The organism is Pseudonocardia spirodelae, from assembly GCF_037727765.1.
In the GTDB taxonomy this organism is placed as follows: Bacteria; Actinomycetota; Actinomycetes; order Mycobacteriales; family Pseudonocardiaceae; genus Pseudonocardia; species Pseudonocardia spirodelae.
In genome coordinates this window covers 201845-218544 of record NZ_JBBJUP010000001.1, presented here as the reverse complement: position 1 = coordinate 218544, position 16700 = coordinate 201845, and the positions used below count along the sequence as shown (strand labels likewise).

Below are 16700 nucleotides of genomic sequence, written 5' to 3'. Positions count from 1 at the left end.
CGACGGCCGGGGAGAGGAACCAGGTGGACGGTCACGGCGCCGGGAGCCCGCGCTACGGCTCGGCCGACGGGAAGGCCCGGCGGGTGCTGGCCGCGCTGCGCGGGGACATCGTCGCCGGGGAGCTCGCGCAGGGCGAGCGGCTCACCGAGGCGAGCCTGTGCGCGCGCTACCGGGTGTCGCGGGTCCCGGTGCGCGAGGCGCTGCGCACCCTGGCCGTGCAGGGCTTCGTCGAGATCCGCCCCAACCAGGGCGCGACCGTCGCCACCATCGACGGCGCCGACGCCGAGGACCTGTTCGCGGTGCGCGGCACGATCGAGCAGGCGACGGCGTCGCGCTGCGCCGACCGGGTCGCCGCGGGGGACGGGGAGGTCGCCGGGCTGCTGGGCCGGGTCGTCGCCGACGGGGAGGCCGAGCTCGCGGCGGGCCGGACCGCCCGGCTGCCCGAGCTCAACACCCGCTTCCACCTGACGATGGCCGAGTGCAGCGGGTCCGCGTCGATGACGTCGCTGCTGCGCCAGGTCGCGGACCGCATCGAGTGGATCTACGCGATGGGCGTGACGCTCGCCGGGCCGCGGTCCTGGGCCGAGCACCGCGCGATCCTGACCGCGATCGAGGCCGGGGACCGGACGACGGCCGGGACGCTGGCGCGCGCGCACGTCGAACGGGCCGAGCGGCACTACCGCCAGCTCGGCTGACCCCCGGGCGTCACTCCCCGAGCACGCGCAGCACGACGGTCGCGATGTCGGTGGCCGAGCGCTGTGCCGGGCCGGGTGGCTGCACCAGGTGGCTGACGGTGAGCCGGGCCGCGGTCTCGGCGGCCAGGCGCACGTCGGCGTCGGCGGCGCCGGGGCGGACCCGCCGCAGGTAGCCGGCGGCGCGGGCCGCGGCCGCGTCGACGATCGGGCCGGACCCGCTGCCGAACACCGACGGCACGGCGCTGTACCCGGTCAGCAGGGCCTTGACCAGCGGGTTCTCCGCCGCCTCGGTCAGCGCGGCCCCGACGGCGGCGACCCAGGCGGCGTGCAGGTCCGCCTCCCCCTCCAGGGCGGCCTCGATCCCGTCCAGCCAGCGGCCGGTGGTGCGCAGCACGAGCGCGGCGGCGAGCCCGTCGCGGTCGCCGAACTCGCTGTAGAGGGTCTGGCGGCTCACCCCGACGCGGCGCGCCAGCTCCGGCATCGACGGGCGCTCCCCGGCGACGGCGAGGTCCTCGGCGACGTCGAGCACCTCGTCGCGCAGCTCGTCGCGGGCCCGCCGGGCCATCGTCCGCCGCTCGGTCATGGGCGACATCCTGACACACTCCGTCCACGCTCTGGACAGTTCTAACGAAACTGTCTAACTTCGTCGGGGACACCGCCGTCCGACGTCGAGGAGCCCTCCCCCGTGAACCTGGTGCAGCAGGCCCGTGAGCGCTGGTCGTCCGTCCTCACCGTGCCGGCCCCCGAGCCGCTGGACCGGTCGCTGCTGGCCGGGGCGGTGCGCGGCCGGCGCCCGGCGCCGTTCGGGCCGGTCCCCGAGGGGCTGCGCGAGGTCCCCGGCGACGACGGCCTGCCCGGCCTCGGGCACGCCCTGACCTACGTGCGGTTCGGCCACCGCTTCACCCGCGCCCGGTCCGAGGCGCTCGGCCCGGTCTGGTGGATGCGCTCCCCGGCCGGGCGCGCGATCGTCGTCACCGGGCCGGCGGCGACCCGCGAGGTGCTCACCAACCGGGACAAGGCCTTCTCCCAGGAGGGATGGCGGGCCACGGTCGACGCGTTCTTCCACCGCGGGCTGATGCTGCTCGACTTCGACGAGCACCGCGCGCACCGGCGGATCATGCAGGAGGCCTTCACCGCCGACCGGATCGACGGCTACGTCGCCGCGACCGTCCCGGTGGTACGGGAGGTGCTGCCGACCTGGCCCGGGCAGCTGCGGCTGTACCCGGCGCTCAAGAGCCTCACCCTCGACGTCGCGCAGGCCGTGTTCATGGACTCCCGCGCCGGGGCCCGGGGTACCGACGTCCACGGACCCGAGCACGTCAACCGGGCGTTCGTCGACTGCGTGCGGGCCGCCAACGCCTTCGTCCGCCGGGACCTGCCCGGCACCCGCTGGCGGCGCGGGCTGCGCGGGCGGGCGCTGCTGGAGCAGTGGTTCCGGGCCACCATCGCGGACCGGCGCGCGGGCGCGGGCGCGGACCTGTTCTCCGCGCTCTGCCATGCCCGCACCGACGACGGCGCGACGTTCTCCGACGACGACGTCGTCAACCACATGATCTTCCTGATGATGGCCGCGCACGACACCTCGACCACGACGACGGCGGCGGCCGCGCACCACCTGGCGCGCCACCCGCAGTGGCAGGAGCGCTGCCGCGCCGAGTCCGACGCGCTCGCCGAGCGGATCGGGGACCGGGCGCCGACGGTGGCCGAGCTGCGCGGCCTGACCGGCCTGGACCTGGTGATCCGGGAGGCGCTGCGGCTCGACGCCCCGGTGCCGGTCGTCATGCGGACCGCGGTGCGCGACACCTCGGTGGCCGGGTACCACGTGCCGGGCGGGACGCGCGTGGTCGTCGCGCAGGCGGTGAACCACTACGACCGGTCCTGCTGGAGCGACCCGGAGCGCTTCGACCCCGAGCGGTTCGGCCCGGACCGGCGCGAGGACCGTTCCGACCGCGACGCCTGGATCCCGTTCGGCGGCGGCGTGCACAAGTGCATCGGCCTGCACTTCGGCACGCTGGAGGTCACCGCGATCCTGCACGAGATGCTGCGCCGCTACCGCTGGACGGTCGCGCCGTCCTACCGGCTGCGCTGGGACAACACCTCGCTGCCGGTGCCGGTGGGCGGGATCCCGGTGACGCTCAGCCCGCGCTGACCGCCCACTCGTCGCGGGCGATGCGCACCGCCAGCTCCAGCAGGGCGACGGCCGCGGTGTGCAGGCGCTCCCCCACCGCGCGGGGCGCCTCGCCCGCGGCGACGCGCGCCCACGAGCCCTCCAGCACGATCCCGAGCTTGAACGCGGCCAGCCCGGCGTACCAGGTGACGTGGCCGGTGTCGCGGCCGCCGGCGTCGGCGTAGGCGGCGATCAGCTCGGCGCGGGTGGGGAGACCGCCGTGCGCCGCGAGCTCGGTCCCCGCGCCGAACCCGACCGGGTCCACCGGCCAGGTCACCAGCAGCCAGCCGAGGTCGAGCAGCGGGTCGCCGACGGTGCACATCTCCCAGTCGACGAGCGCGGCCACCCGCGGGCGCGTGCGGTCCAGCAGGACGTTGTTGAGGTGCAGGTCCCCGTGTGCGACGCCCGGCTCCGGCTCGGGCGGGCGGTGCCGCTCCAGCCACTGCGCCGCGACCGCGGTGTCGGGCAGGTCGCCCGGGTCGTAGCCGGGCACCTCGGTGTAGGACGCGAGCTGGGCGGTCCAGCGCGGCACCTGGCGGGACAGGAACGGGCCGGGGCGGCGCAGCCCGTCGAGCCCGGCGGTGACCGGGTCGAGCCGGCCGAGGCGGGCGGCGGCGCGGGCGACGTCCAGCGCGGCGCCGTGGCGCAGACCGGGGTCGGCGGCCTGCTCGGGGCTGACCCGCTCCCCCGGGTTGACCCCGTCGACGTCGTCCATCAGGAAGAACGGCTGCCCGAGGACGCCGGGGTCGGTGCACGCGGCGACGAGCGCCGGGTGCGGCACGCCGCTGCCGCGCAGCGCGTCGAGCACGGTGATCTCGCGGGCGATCGTGCGCGCGGAACCCGGGCGCGGGTGCACCGGCGGGTGGCGCAGGACCACCGGCCGCCCGCCGACGACGGTGCGCAGGACGACGTTCTGGGTGCCGCCGCCGACCGGTTCCAGCTCGCCGGACCACGCACCGAGTCCCTGCTCGCGCAGCCAGGCGCCGAGCGCGGCGCGGTCGACGACGTCGGCCGGCGAGCTCACGTCGACCACGCCATGCCGCCGTCGACCTTGATCGTCGCGCCGGTGGTGAAGCCGGCGTCCGGGCCGGTCAGGTACCGGATCGCGCCGACGACCTCGCCGGCCTCCCCGACCCGTCCGGCCGGGACCTGCGCGGCGACGCGGTCGCGGAACTCGGCGGTCCAGTGGGTGGCGATGTCGGTGCGGACCGGGCCGGGCATCACGGTGTTGACCCGCACGGTGGGGGCGTAGGCGCGGGCCAGGCCGACGGTGAGCGCGTTGAGCCCGGCCTTGGCCAGCGCGTACGGCAGCTCGCCCGGGTCGGGGACGACCGCCGCCACCGAGGAGACGTTCACGATCGACCCGCCGCCCGCGGCGGCCATCAGCTCGCCGCAGCGGGCACCGAGCCGGTAGGCCCCGCGCAGGTTCACGGCCAGGACCTTGTCGAACAGCTCCTCGGTGACCTCGGTCAGCGAGCCGTACAGCGGGGACATGCCGGCGTTGTTGACCAGCACGTCGACCCGGCCGTAGGTGTCGAGCACCGTCTCGACCAGGGCGTCGCAGTCCGCCCAGCGGCCCACGTGGCAGCCGACGCCGAGCGCCGGCGTGCCGTAGCGGCCGGTCAGCTCGGCGGCCAGCGCGGAGCACGCGTCGGCCTTGCGGCTGGCGACGACGACCGTGTCGCCCCCCGCCGCGAACGCCTCGCAGGCCGCCCGGCCGATGCCCCGGCTGCCGCCGGTGACGACGACAACCCTGTGATCGTCTCCCATGCCGCCACTCCACCACAGCCGTGGCGCGCGGCGAAGCCCCCGCGGGGGCTCAGGACGACCCGCTGCTCCCCGCGTTCCACTCCCGGTCCTTGCGGTCCTCGGCCTCGGTCCGCTCCTTCGCGAGCTCCAGCGCGCGGGCGGCGGTCTCCCGGTCCGGGTAGGGGCCGAGCCGGTCGGCCGACCGGCAGCCGTCGGCGGTCTCCACGGTGCCGTGCTTGAGGCAGTAGAACCATTGCTCGTCGCTCATGGGAACAGCCTGGCACCGATCCCGCCCGCGTGTCGCCCGCCGCGCCGGTCACGGATGGCAGGGTGGGGGCATGGCACTGGTGCTCGGGGTGGACTCCTCCACCCAGTCCTGCAAGGTCGTCGTGCGCGACGCCGACAGCGGTGAGCTCGTCCGCTCCGGCCGGGCGGCGCACCCGGACGGCACCGAGGTCGCGCCGCACGTGTGGTGGGACGCGCTGCAGGAGGCGATCACCGACGCCGGCGGGCTCGACGGCGTCGAGGCACTGGCGGTCGCCGGGCAGCAGCACGGCATGGTCTGTCTCGACGAGCGCGGCGAGGTCGTGCGCGACGCGCTGCTGTGGAACGACACCCGCTCGGCGCCCGCCGCGGCCGCGCTCGTGGCGGAGTTCGGCGCGCGGGAGTGGGCCGAGACCACCGGCGTCGTCCCGGTCGCCTCGATCACCCTGGCGAAGCTGCGCTGGCTCGCCGAGCACGAGCCGGACAACGCCGCCCGCACCGCCGCGGTGTGCCTGCCGCACGACTGGCTGACCTGGCGGCTGCGCGGCGCGACCGGCATCGACGAGCTGGTCACCGACCGGTCCGACGCCTCGGGCACCGGCTGGTTCGACGGCCGCGACTACCGCCCCGAGCTGCTGGAACGCTTCTTCGGCCGGACGCCGGCGCTGCCCCGGCTGCTCGGCCCCGCCGAGTCCGTCGCGGGCCCGGACGGCATCCGGGTCGGCGCCGGGGCGGGCGACAACGCCGCGGCCGGGCTGGGCGTCGACGCCGGCGACGACGTCGTGGTCTCCCTGGGCACCTCGGGCACGGTGTTCGCGCGGGCGCAGCGGCGCGCCCAGGACCCGACCGGCATCGTCGCCGGGTTCTCCGACGCCACCGGCGCCTACCTGCCGCTGGTGTGCACGCTCAACGCCTCCCGGGTGCTCGACGCGACCCGGCGGCTGCTCGGCGTCGACCACGACGAGCTGGGCCGGCTCGCGCTGGCCGCCGAGCCGGGCGCGGGCGGGCTGGTCGTCGTGCCCTACCTGGAGGGCGAGCGGACCCCCAACCTGCCCGACGCGACCGGCGCGCTGCACGGCTGGACGCTCGCGTCGGGCACCCGGGAGAACCTGGCCCGCGCGGCGGTCGAGGGGATGCTGTCGGCCCAGCGGGTCGGCCTGGAGGCGCTGCGCGGGCAGGGCGTGCACGTCACCGGGGTGACCCTGGTGGGCGGCGCGGCCCGCTCGGAGGCGGTCTGCCGGATCGCCGCGCAGGTGTTCGAGGTGCCGGTGCGGGTGCCCGAGCCGGGCGAGTACGTCGCCGACGGCGCGGCCCGCCAGGCGGCGTGGGCGCTGCGCGGGGGCGACGCGCCGCCGTCGTGGCGCCCGGCGGCCGAGCCGGCCCGCTACGAGGCCGAGCCCGCCCCGCAGGCGTGGGAGCGCTACCGCGCCGCGGCCGGGTCGTTCCTGGACCGGGTCGCCGGATGAGCACCGAGGGCCCGCGACGGCTCCTGGTCCTGGGCAAGATCACCGACATCCTCGACGCCTTCACCCTGCAGCACCCGGTGCGCAGCCTGGGCGAGATCCAGCAGGCCACCGGCATCCCCACCTCGACGGTGCAGCGGCTGGTGTCCAACATGGTCGCCGAGGGGATGCTGGACCGGGTCGGGGACCGCGTCCGGGTCGGGGTGCGCATGGCGTACTGGGCCGGGGCGGCGGCGCGCGGCGTCGACCTGCTGGAGCTGGCCGCGCCGCTGCTGCGCGAGCTGCGCGACACCACCGGGGAGACGGCGTCGCTGTTCCGGGCCGAGGGGCACCACCGGGTGTGCGTCGCCGTCGCCGAGACCCGGCACGCGCTGCGCCGCGAGATGCACGTCGGCAAGGTCATCCCGCTGCACACCGGCTCGGCCGGGCGGGTGCTGCTGGCCTGGTCGCCGGAGCGCGCCGACGCGGTGCTGGCGGGCCCGCTGGAGCCGCTGACCGAGTACACCGTGACCGACCCGGACACCCTGCGGACCCTGCTGGCCGACACCCGTCGCGACGGGTTCGCGATCACCGTCGCCGAGCGCGACGACGGCGGCTCCGGGCTGTCGGCGCCGGTGTTCGACCACGCGGGCGAGGTCGCCGCGGCCCTCACCGTCAGCGGCCCGACCATCCGGTTCGGGCGCTCGGAGTGCGAGAAGTGCGTGGACCTGCTGGCCGGCGCGGCGGAGAAGCTGACCCGGACCCTGGGCGGGCGCCCGCCGGTGTGAGACGGGGGCGCCCGGGTCCGGTCAGGCGCGGGGCCCGGCCGTCCAGGGGAAGGCCGCGGCCCGCGACCGCACACCCTGCGCGGTGGCCGAGCGCATCGGCTCCCCCAGCTCGCCGAGCAGGTCCTCCGACCACGTCACCAGGTCGGCGAGGACGGCGGGGGTGAGCCAGTGCGGGCGCAGCGCGAACAGCAGGTCCTCGCTGGAGGTGTTGCCGCTGGCTCCGGGGGCGAACGGGCACCCGCCCAGCCCGCCGAGCGCGCCGTCGAGGACGGTCGCGCCGGCGCCCACCGCGGCGAGCGCGTTCGCCACGCCCTGCCCCCAGGTGTCGTGGCCGTGGAAGGCGATCCGCCGGTCCCCCGCGACCTCGGCGACGCGGCCGACCAGCGACCCGACCTCGGCCGGGACGGCCTGGCCGAGGGTGTCGCAGACGACGACGTCGCAGGACCCCTCGGTCCGCGGGTCGGCGACGATGTCGAGCACCCGCTGCGGCGCGACCGGGCCCTCGAACGGGCAGGTGAACGCCGTCGCCAGGCACAGCTGGATGCGCCCGCCCGCGGCGCGGGCGTGCTCGACGGCCTGCGGCATCGCCGCGAGCGACACCTCGGTGTCGCGGCCGATGTTGGCGTTGTTGTGCGCGTCGGAGACCGAGAAGCAGTACTGCACGTTGCGGGCGCCGGCGGCCACGGCCTTCTGCACGTGCCGCGGGGTCGCGACCCAGACCCAGCAGCGGGCCAGCTCCTCGGGGGTCAGCGCGGCGACGACGTCGAGGGTGTCGGCCAGCGGCGGCACCATGTCGCCGCGGGCGAGCGAACCGATCTCCAGCTCCGGCACGCCCGCGCCGAGCAGCGCCCGCACCAGCTCGACCTTGCGGCCGGTCGGCAGCGGCTTGCCGGTGAGCTGCAGCCCGTCGCGCAACGTCACGTCGCGCAGGATCACGTCGTGTCCGGTGGTCATGCGTCCTCCCCCGCGGCGGCCCGGACGGTCCCGGCCGGGTACCCGAGCAGGCCGCCCAGCACGTCCTCGGTGTCGGCGCCCAGGTCGGGGCCGACGGAGCGGACCGGGACCGAGCGGCCGCCCAGCACCGGGACCACCCCGGGGAACCCGACGCGGGCGGGCGTGTCACCGCCGGTGTCGACGTCGAAGTACTGGACCATGTCGCGGGCGGCGAACTGCTCGTCGGCGACGATGTCGGCGGCCCCGTAGATGGGCCCGGCGGGCACGCCCGCCTCCTCCAGCGCGGCCAGCACCTGCGCGCGCGGCTGCGAGCGGGTCCAGCTCTCGATGGCCTCGTCGAGCTCGTCGCGCCGGGCCCAGCGCCCGGCGTTCGACGCCAGGTCCGGGTCCTCGCCGAGGTCGGGGCGGCCGATGACGGCCATGAGTCGGCCGTAGATGGAGTCGCCGTTGCCGGCGACGACGACGCTGCCGCCGTCGGCGCACGCGTAGGCGTTGGACGGGGCGATGCCCTCCATCCGGCCGCCGACGCGGCGGCGCTCGACGCCGTAGGCGAGGTGGTCGGGGACCAGGGACTCCATCATCGAGAACACCGCCTCGTTGAGCGCGATGTCCAGGCAGCGCCGGTCCAGCGGGGGCGTCGCCGCGCTGCTCTCGCGCTGGTAGAGCCCCATCAGCGCGGAGAACGCGCCGTAGAGCCCGGCGATGGAGTCGCCGATCGACACCCCGGTCCGCGACGGCGGCCGGTCGGCCTCCCCGACCAGCGCGCGCAGCCCGCCCATCGCCTCGGCGACGGCGGCGAACCCGGGCCGCTTCGCCAGCGGCCCGGTCTGGCCGAACGCCGAGATCCGCACCAGCACCACGGCCGGGTTGACGGCGTCGAGCTCGGCCGGGCCGAGCCCCCACTTCTCCAGCGTGCCGGGCCGGAAGTTCTCCAGCACGACGTCGGAGCACGCGGCCAGGTCGAGCACGGCCTGCCGGCCGGCCTCGGAGCGCATGTCCAGGGTGATCGAGCGCTTGTTGCGGTTGAGCGTGCGGTAGAGCATCGAGGTGTCCCCCGCGTAGAGCCGCCAGTTGCGCAGCTCGTCACCGGTGCGGGGGCGCTCGACCTTGATCACCTCGGCGCCGAAGTCGGCCAGCAGGCGGCCCGCCGTCGGCGCGGCGATGTAGTTGCCGAGCTCCAGCACGCGCACCCCGGACAGGGGCAGGTCGGTGGTCATGGACGTCCTTCCTAGACGACGACGGACAGGGGCAGGATCACCAGGATCGCGACGACCGAGGCGATCGAGACCCCGACCGAGCAGGTCTTGAGCGTTCCCCGCACCGACTGGCCCAGCAGCGACTGCAGCAGCCAGAACGTGTTCGAGGTGACGTGCACGGCGAACAGCGCACCGGCGCCCGCGGCCAGCGCGATCAGCACCGGGGCCAGCCCGATCACCGGGGCGACCGGGGCGAGCACCCCGGCCGCGGTGATCGCGGAGATCGTCACCGATCCGATCGCGACGTGCAGTACGGCGGCGATCAGCCACACCATCAGCAGCGGCGCGGCGGTGCTCGCGGAGAAGAAGCGGCCGAGGATCTCGCCGAGCCCGGCCTCGGAGATCGTGGTGGCCAGCGAGCCGCCGACGCCGGTGAGGATCAGGATCTGGCCGCTCTCGCGGAAGCCGTCCCCGACGGCGGACTCGACCATGTCGCGGCCGTACACGGCGCCGACCAGCGCGGTCGTGCCGACCAGGGCGATGAGCAGCGCGATCACCGGCTCGGCGAGCAGTGCGAGCACCGGGTGGGTGACCCCGGCGGCGTCGAGGACGGCGCCGGCCGCGATGAGCAGCAGGCCGGCGAGCAGCGGGCCGAACAGGGCGAGCAGCGGAAGCTCGCGGCGGCCCGCGCGGGCCGCCGGGCCCGCGCCGGTGGCGGTGCGGGCGGGCGCGGCCTGCCGCCCGGCTCCCCGGGGGTGGTCGGTCCCGCGCCCGTCCGGGCCGGGTCCCGGGTCGACGCCGGTGTCGGTGGTTTCGGCGGAGTCGGCGGAGTCGGCGGAGTCGGCGGCGAGGGCGGGCTCCTGCTCGTCGCGGGCCGGGTCCCACCAGCCGCGGCGCAGCAGCACCGTCATGATGCCGGTCGCGATCACCACGGTCGGCACCACGACGACCAGCCCGAGGATCAGCATCTGCCCGAGCGGGACGCCGAGCACACCGGCCAGGGCGACCGCCCCCACGCCCGGGACCATGAAGACGATGCCGCACTCCAGGCCGATCGCGAGCGCCGTCGCCATCCGCGGCAGCCCGCGGTCACCGATGCGCGGCGCGATCCGGCGGGCCAGCGGTGCCGAGATGACCAGCAGGACGTCGACGAAGATCGACTGCAGCGCGGTGGAGACGGTCACGGCCGTCGCGTACGGCATGCCGCGCGGCCCGCAGACCCGCAGCAGCGCCGACACCAGGCGTTCGATCGCACCGGCGCGGTGCAGCATCGCCCCGGTCAGCACGCCGAAGGCGATGAGCAGGCCGACGTCGGCGAGGATGTCGCCGAAGCCGCCGGTCACCGCGCCGACCGTGCCCTCCACGCCCAGGCCCGCGGTGAGGCCGAGGTACACCGCCCCGATCACCAGCGAGATCACCGGGTTCAACCGGAACCGCACGATGAGCACGACGATGGCGAGCACGGCGACGGCCGTGTTCACCACGATGACGGTCTCCGACACGATGGCCCCCCTGAGCATCGACGACGATGTCGTGCTCACATCATGAACAGTCACCCACCATGCGGGCAACCCCGGATGTTCCTCCGGCGGTGGGCGCCCCGCCGGATCCGAGCGGATCCCGGCAGCACGAGCCCGACGACGATCAGCAGGTGGGCACCGTAGGAGGACCGGCCCACGGGCGCCCGTCGTAGGCTCACCTGCCGTGAGATCCCGCCGCCGCCGCACCTCGCGGGAGAGCTCGCCGCTCCCGACCGTCGACGGGCTGGCCCCGGCGCGCGTCCGCACCCCGCCCCACGACGGCTGGACGACGATGCGCGACCACCTCGTCGACCGCTTCCCGCACGTCGCGGGGCGGATCGACGCCCGCATCGCCGCGGGCGAGATCGTCACCGGGGACGGTCCGCTGACCCCGTCGACGCCGTACACGCCGTCGACGACGCTGTGGCTCTACCGCGACGAGCCCGACGAGGTGCCCGTGCCGTTCGGGCTGCCCGTGCTGCACCGCGACGACGACGTGGTCGTCGTCGACAAGCCGCACCTGCTCGCGACGATCCCGCGCGGCAGCCACGTCCGCCAGACGGTGCTGGTACGGCTGCGCCACGAGCTGGGGCTGCCCGCGCTCAGCCCGGCGCACCGGCTCGACCGCGCCACGGCCGGGGTGCTGCTGCTCGTGGTGCGACCCGAGCTGCGCGGCGCCTACCAGACGCTGTTCGCGCGCGGCCGGGTGCGCAAGTCCTACGAGGCCGTCGCGGGCGCCGACCCGGCCCTGGCGCTGCCGCGCACCGAGGTCTCACGGATCGTGAAGCGGCCCGGGGTGTTCGCGGCGGTGACCGAGCCGGGCGAGCCGAACGCCGAGACCCGGATCGCGCTGGCCGGTCGGCGCGGCGACCGCGCGCTGTACGCCCTGACGCCGCGCACCGGGCGCACCCACCAGCTGCGTGTGCACCTGAACGGTCTCGGGGTGCCGATCCTCGGCGACGACGTCTACCCGGAGCTGCGGCGGCGCGCGCCGGAGGACTTCACCCGCCCGCTGCAGCTGCTCTCGCGGTCCCTGGAGTTCGACGACCCGGTGACGGGCGCGCCGCGCCGCTTCGTGAGCCGCCGCAGCCTGCAGGCGTGGGACGACCCGGACGGCTGGGCCGCCGGGACGCCCCACGAGTGGTGATCAGCCGACGCTGCGGTCGTCGCCGTCGTCGAGGTGGTGGCCGTTGCGGTGCCCGTTGACCGCGACGCCGTTCACCGGGCCGTGGTCCTCGGCGGCGCGGTGGCGCCCCTCGCGCAGCCCGCGCTGGTAGCTCGCGAGCCGGTTGCGGACCCGGTCGGGCTGGCGTTCGCGCGACCCGCCGGGGACGGCGCCGTTGGGCGTGTCCCGCCACGACGGCGGCACCATGGCCTGGCCGGGCAGCCGCTGCGGCAGGCCCTGCGCCGTCGTCGGCAGGTCGACGACGCGGTCGGCACGGATCCGGGCGGCGTCGAACTCGGCGTCGCCGGGGGTCCGCCAGTTCCCGGCCGTCCCGCCCGGGGTGACCGGCAGCGCCGTGGTCTCGGTGGAGCCGGGCTCGCGGAACCAGGCCGAGGCTACCGCCGCGAAGATCGGGGTGTCGTCCACGTCGTCCACCGGCACCGGGACCTCCGAGTCGAACGGTCCGAACAGCTCGACCGGTGGTGTCGTCCCGCCCACACCGGCGACCGGCAGCGCCTCGGTCACCGGCGGCTCCTCGGCGGCCGGCGACGGCTGCGGGACGCCGTTGCGTCCGGGGCCCTGCGGGGACCCGGACGGCCCGGGCGCCGAGGGGCCGGTGCCGTTGCCCGGCACACCCGCTCCCGGGGGTCCGGTGCCCGGCACGCCGTTCCCGGACGGGCCGCTCCCGGGCGGGGTGGTGCCCGGCAGGCCGCCCCCGAACGGGCCGTTGCCCGGCAGGCCGCTGCCGTTGCCGGAGGGGCCGTTGCCGGAGGGGCCGTTGCCGGAGGGGCCGTTGCCGGAGGCGCCGGGTCCACCCGTGCCACCGGGACCGGCCGTGAAGGCGGGGCCCGGCGCGCCGGACGCGGCGAAGGGGACCGCGGCGGCGATGCCGCCGGCGGCGGGGGCACCGCGACGGGGCAGCCCGCCGGGCCCGGACGGCTCCTCGGACGCGGCGGCCGCAGGCGGCCAGCTCCGCTCGGGCGCGGGGCTCTCGCGCGGCTCGGACCGCGGGGGCCACGGAGCGTCCGGCGCGGGGGCCGGCGCGGCCGGGGCGCCGTCGGCGGCGGGACGGCGCAGCGCGGCCGTCGCGCCCGCGGCGTCGGATGCGGGCACCTCGGGCGCCGCGGCCGGCGCGGGCTCCGCGGGGGCGGGCTCGGGCCGCGAGCCGCCGCCGACCACGGAGGACGGCAGGTACAGCACGGCGATCGGCGCGACCGCGGTGTTCCCGGCGGGCGCCCGAACACCGAGCCGTGCGCCGATCGCGCGGGCCAGCCGCGCCGCGACGTGCAGCCCGATCTCCTGCGGTGCCACCGGTCCGCCCGGGGTGGCCGAGCCGAGCGCGCGGTCGAGCTCGTCGACGGGCGTGCGGTGGCGCGGCGGCTGGGTCCCCTGCAGCTCGACGACGATCCCGCCGTCGGGGCCCCAGCGGGTCAGCAGCTCGATCCGCTCCCCCGGCGACGTGCTGCCGGCGGCGTGCGCGAGCAGCTCGGCGAGGATCTGGCCCAGGACGGTCTCCGCCGTCGCGTCGACCGAGACGCTCGGCGTCGGCGGGACGACCGTGCGCGAGGCCGCCTCGCTGGCGGCGACGACGGTGTTGAGCGCCTGCCCCAGCGGGGTGGGCGGCGCGGCGAGCCGCGGCCCCCGCGGGGACCCGGCCAGCACGAGGATGTGGTCGCCGTCGCGGGCGCCACGGCGGGCGGCCGCGGCGAGCTCGGCGAGGTCGGCCAGCGCGCCGGGACGCAGCTCGCCGGAGCGCAGCCGCTCGGTCAGCAGCTGCTGACGCTCGGAGCGGGCCCGCAGCCGGTGCGCGATGGCGGCCAGCACCGGGTCCCCGGTGGGGACGGCCGGGGCCTCGGGGCCCGGGCCGGACGGGGTGTGCGGCGGGTCGTCTCGCGCCACGCGATCGTCCTCCGAACCGTTCGGACGGCGCCCGGGACCGGACGCCGCGGCCCCACCCGTGCGGACGCCCGGGCAGGGTCGGTTGCGAAGCCTACTCGTCGGTCCGGCGGGCGCCGGTCCCGATGCGGTGGGCGGTGGACGGCGGAGGGGCGGGCGGCGCGGCACCCCGCGGGTGGTCACCCGGGGTGGGTACCCGGGCACGACCGGCGGCCGGGCGCCCGCGCCGGGCAGCGGGTCACTCGAAGCGCGACGGGTCCCCCGCGCCGTACCGCACGATCTCCGGCTCGTCGCCCGACAGGTCGACGACGGTGGTCGGCTCGGTGCCGCAGTCGCCGGAGTCGATGACCGCGTCGACCTGGTGGTCGAGCTCCTCCTTGATGTCCCAGCCCTGCGTCATCGGCTCGTCGTGGCCGGGCAGCAGCAGCGTCGAGGACAGCAGCGGCTCGCCGAGGTTCTCCAGGATCGCCTGGGTGGTGGTGTGCTCGGGGATCCGGACGCCGACGGTCTTCTTCTTCGGGTGCAGCAGCCGGCGCGGCACCTCCTTGGTCGCGGGCAGGATGAAGGTGTAGCTGCCCGGGGTGGACGCCTTCACCGCGCGGAACACCGCGTTGGAGATCTGCACGAACTGCCCGAGCTGGGCGAAGTCCGCGCAGACCAGGGTGAAGTGGTGCTTGTCGTCGAGCTTGCGGATGCGCCGGATCCGCTCCAGGCCCTCGGCGTTGCCCAGCGAGCAGCCCAGCGCGAAGCACGAGTCGGTGGGGTAGGCGATCAGGCCGCCCTCGCGGACCAGGTCCACCACCTGGCCGACGCTGCGCGGCTGCGGGTTCTGCGGGTGCACGTCGAAGTAGCGGGCCATCCGCGGAACCTACCGGCTCGGCGGCGCGGCGTGGGGGATCTGCCCGGGCCGTCGTCGCGGCGCACGGGCCGGACGCCCACGCAACCGTTGCCCGCCGGCCCCGGGCCGGACAGGATGCGACCCATGCAGGTCGTCGAGTACCGCCCGGAACGGCACGAGTTCGCGTGGACCTTCGGCGGCGCCGCCCCGGCCCGGCGGGTGACGCCCGGGACGTGCCTGCGGCTGTGGACCGAGGACGCCTTCTCCGGGCGGCTCACGTCCACCTCGGACCGGCCGAGCGCGGTGCTCGACATGACCGAGGTGAACCCGCAGACCGGGCCGTTCTTCGTCGAGGGCGCCGAGCCCGGCGACACCCTGGCCGTCCACCTCGTGGAGCTGACGCCGGCGCGGGACTGGGGCGCCTCCACCCTGATCCCGCTGTTCGGGGCCCTGTCGACGACCGAGCGCACCGCACTGCTGCACGAGCCGCTGCCCGAGCGGACCTGGATCTACCAGCTCGACCGCGCCGCGGGCACCGTGCTGTTCGAGGCGACCAGCGCCGACCTGCGCCTGGAGCTGCCGTGCAACCCGATGCTCGGCACCGTCGGTGTCGCGCCGCCCGGGCGGGAGGTGCGCAGCTCGCTGGTTCCCGACGTGTTCGGCGGCAACATGGACACCCCGGAGATGCGGGCCGGCGCCACCTGCTACCTGCAGGTCAACGTCGAGGGCGCGCTGTTCTCCGTCGGCGACGGCCACTACCGCCAGGGCGAGGGCGAGAGCTGCGGGACGGCCGTCGAGGGCGCGATGGACGTCGTGCTGATCGTGGAGCTGATCAAGAACGCCCCGGTCCCGGCGTGGCCGCGGATCGAGACCGACACCCACTACGTCGTCGTCGGGTCGTCCCGCCCGCTGGAGGACGCGTGGCGGGCCAGCCAGATCGGCATGATCGCCTGGCTCGGCGAGCTCTACGGGTTGGACCGGCTCGACGCCTACCAGCTGCTCACCCAGGCCGCGGAGTCACCGCTGGCCAACGTCGTCGACACCAACTACAGCGCCGTCACCAAGATCGCGAAGTCGCTGCTGCCCGACGCCGCGGCGTACGGCGGCGTCCACCGGCACCTGCGCGAGCAGGCCCGCACCCTCTAGGAGACCCGATGGACATGCTGCTGGACCGACGCGTCGTGCTGGTCACCGGCGGGTCGCGGGGCATCGGCCGCGCCGTGGTCGACGCGCTCGCCGCCGAGGGCGCGCGGGTGGCGTTCTGCGCCCGCGACGCCGAGGGCGTCGCCGCCGCGGAGCAGGAGCTGCGTGCGGGCGGCGCGGACGTCGCCGGGACCGCGGTCGACGTCGCCGACGGCGACGCGCTGACCGGCTGGGTCGCGGCGAGCGCGGAGCGCTTCGGCGGCATCGACGCCGTCGTCGCGAACGTCAGCGCGCTCGCCATCGGGCCGGGTGAACAGAACTGGCGCTCGAGCTTCGAGATCGACCTGCTGCACACCGTCCGGCTGGTCGAGGCCGCGCTGCCGCACCTGGAGCGCAGCGACGCCGCCTCGGTCACCGCGGTCTCCAGCGTCTCCGGGCGCGAGATCGACTTCGCCGACGGGTCCTACGGCGTCATGAAGGCCGCGCTGGTGCACTACGTGTCCGGGCTGGCCTTCGACCTCGCGCCGAAGGGTGTCCGGGCCAACGCCGTCTCCCCCGGCAACGTGTACTTCCCCGGCGGGGTCTGGGCCGGGGTCGAGCAGGGGAACCCGGAGCTGTTCGCGCACGCCATGGGGCTCAACCCGACCGGCCGGATGGGGACCCCGGAGGAGACCGCCTACGCCGTCGTGTCGCTGGTCAGCCCGCGCGCGAGCCGGATCAGCGGGACGAACCTCGTCGTCGACGGGGCGCTGACCCGCGGGGTGCAGCTCTGAGCGGTCGGCGCAGCGCCTCCCGCACCACCCGGCCCCGTCCCGCTGCCCGCTGCTCACCCGGGCGCCACCCGGGCGTGGCCCGCAGGCCATCCGCGCCGCGCACCGTGGCC

16 protein-coding genes are annotated in these 16700 nt (G+C 76.4%); 7 read left to right on the top strand and 9 right to left on the bottom strand.

Translation table 11 applies throughout. The annotated features are described in order from the left end of the window. Positions 1–23: 23 nt before the first annotated feature. The gene (locus WJX68_RS01055) at positions 24–695 is read left to right on the top strand and encodes a GntR family transcriptional regulator (RefSeq protein ID WP_340285555.1); all 672 of its coding nucleotides are present in this window, start codon (positions 24–26) and stop codon (positions 693–695) included. A 10-nt stretch (positions 696–705) separates the two neighbouring features. On the opposite strand, the gene WJX68_RS01050 is transcribed toward WJX68_RS01055, so the two are convergent. After that, positions 706–1278 (bottom strand): TetR/AcrR family transcriptional regulator, encoded by a 573-nt coding sequence (locus WJX68_RS01050; protein WP_340285553.1) that lies wholly within the window; start codon positions 1276–1278, stop codon positions 706–708. A gap of 102 nt (positions 1279–1380) precedes the next feature. Here WJX68_RS01050 and WJX68_RS01045 point away from each other — a divergent pair, with 102 nt between their 5' ends. Then, on the top strand, positions 1381–2844 hold the full coding sequence (locus WJX68_RS01045) for a cytochrome P450 (RefSeq protein ID WP_340285552.1): 1464 nt from the start codon (positions 1381–1383) through the stop codon (positions 2842–2844). Here the strand turns inward: WJX68_RS01045 and WJX68_RS01040 are convergent. The 3 genes from WJX68_RS01040 to WJX68_RS01030 are packed head-to-tail and all read right to left on the bottom strand — an operon-like array spanning position 2831 to position 4879. Next, a complete protein-coding gene (locus WJX68_RS01040; RefSeq protein ID WP_340285551.1) occupies positions 2831–3886 on the bottom strand; it encodes a phosphotransferase family protein in 1056 nt (351 codons plus the stop codon). The genes WJX68_RS01045 and WJX68_RS01040 overlap by 14 nt on opposite strands. Further along, on the bottom strand, positions 3883–4632 hold the full coding sequence (locus WJX68_RS01035; RefSeq protein WP_340285550.1) for an SDR family NAD(P)-dependent oxidoreductase: 750 nt from the start codon (positions 4630–4632) through the stop codon (positions 3883–3885). Before WJX68_RS01035 ends, WJX68_RS01040 begins: the two co-directional genes overlap by 4 nt. Positions 4633–4681: 49 nt before the next feature. Continuing rightward, complete coding sequence (locus tag WJX68_RS01030; RefSeq protein ID WP_340285549.1) at positions 4682–4879, bottom strand: hypothetical protein; 198 nt, start codon at positions 4877–4879, stop codon at positions 4682–4684. Positions 4880–4949: 70 nt separating this feature from the next. On the opposite strand from WJX68_RS01030, the gene xylB reads away from it, so the two are divergent. Together xylB and WJX68_RS01020 are read left to right on the top strand one after the other, a co-directional pair. Then, positions 4950–6341, top strand: a complete 1392-nt coding sequence (gene xylB, locus WJX68_RS01025) for a xylulokinase (protein WP_340285548.1) — start codon at positions 4950–4952, stop codon at positions 6339–6341. After that, positions 6338–7105, top strand: coding sequence for an IclR family transcriptional regulator (locus tag WJX68_RS01020; protein ID WP_340285546.1), 768 nt, complete (start codon positions 6338–6340; stop codon positions 7103–7105). Before xylB ends, WJX68_RS01020 begins: the two co-directional genes overlap by 4 nt. A gap of 21 nt (positions 7106–7126) precedes the next feature. Here the strand turns inward: WJX68_RS01020 and WJX68_RS01015 are convergent, their stop codons facing one another. The 3 genes from WJX68_RS01015 to WJX68_RS01005 are packed head-to-tail and all read right to left on the bottom strand — an operon-like array spanning position 7127 to position 10757. Continuing rightward, on the bottom strand, positions 7127–8059 hold the full coding sequence (locus WJX68_RS01015) for a beta/alpha barrel domain-containing protein (protein ID WP_340285544.1): 933 nt from the start codon (positions 8057–8059) through the stop codon (positions 7127–7129). Further along, positions 8056–9276, bottom strand: coding sequence for a CaiB/BaiF CoA transferase family protein (locus WJX68_RS01010; protein ID WP_340285542.1), 1221 nt, complete (start codon positions 9274–9276; stop codon positions 8056–8058). Before WJX68_RS01010 ends, WJX68_RS01015 begins: the two co-directional genes overlap by 4 nt. An 11-nt stretch (positions 9277–9287) precedes the next feature. After that, positions 9288–10757, bottom strand: coding sequence for a GntP family permease (locus WJX68_RS01005; RefSeq protein WP_340285539.1), 1470 nt, complete (start codon positions 10755–10757; stop codon positions 9288–9290). Between the two features lie 202 nt (positions 10758–10959). On the opposite strand from WJX68_RS01005, the gene WJX68_RS01000 reads away from it, so the two are divergent. Further along, positions 10960–11922, top strand: a complete 963-nt coding sequence (locus WJX68_RS01000) for a pseudouridine synthase (protein WP_340285536.1) — start codon at positions 10960–10962, stop codon at positions 11920–11922. Here the strand turns inward: WJX68_RS01000 and WJX68_RS00995 are convergent, their stop codons facing one another. Both WJX68_RS00995 and WJX68_RS00990 read right to left on the bottom strand, forming a co-directional pair. Further along, positions 11923–13839, bottom strand: a complete 1917-nt coding sequence (locus WJX68_RS00995; RefSeq protein WP_340285535.1) for a hypothetical protein — start codon at positions 13837–13839, stop codon at positions 11923–11925. Between the two features lie 235 nt (positions 13840–14074). After that, positions 14075–14695: an L-threonylcarbamoyladenylate synthase gene (locus WJX68_RS00990; protein ID WP_340285534.1), complete on the bottom strand. Its 621-nt coding sequence runs from the start codon at positions 14693–14695 to the stop codon at positions 14075–14077. Positions 14696–14818: 123 nt separating this feature from the next. Between WJX68_RS00990 and WJX68_RS00985 the strand changes: the two genes are divergently transcribed. Further along, positions 14819–15820 carry an acetamidase/formamidase family protein gene (locus tag WJX68_RS00985; RefSeq protein WP_340285533.1) on the top strand — a complete coding sequence of 334 codons (1002 nt, stop codon included), beginning with the start codon at positions 14819–14821 and terminating at the stop codon, positions 15818–15820. Between the two features lie 8 nt (positions 15821–15828). Then, positions 15829–16590: an SDR family NAD(P)-dependent oxidoreductase gene (locus tag WJX68_RS00980; protein ID WP_340285531.1), complete on the top strand. Its 762-nt coding sequence runs from the start codon at positions 15829–15831 to the stop codon at positions 16588–16590. The last annotated feature ends 110 nt before the right edge of the window (positions 16591–16700 follow it).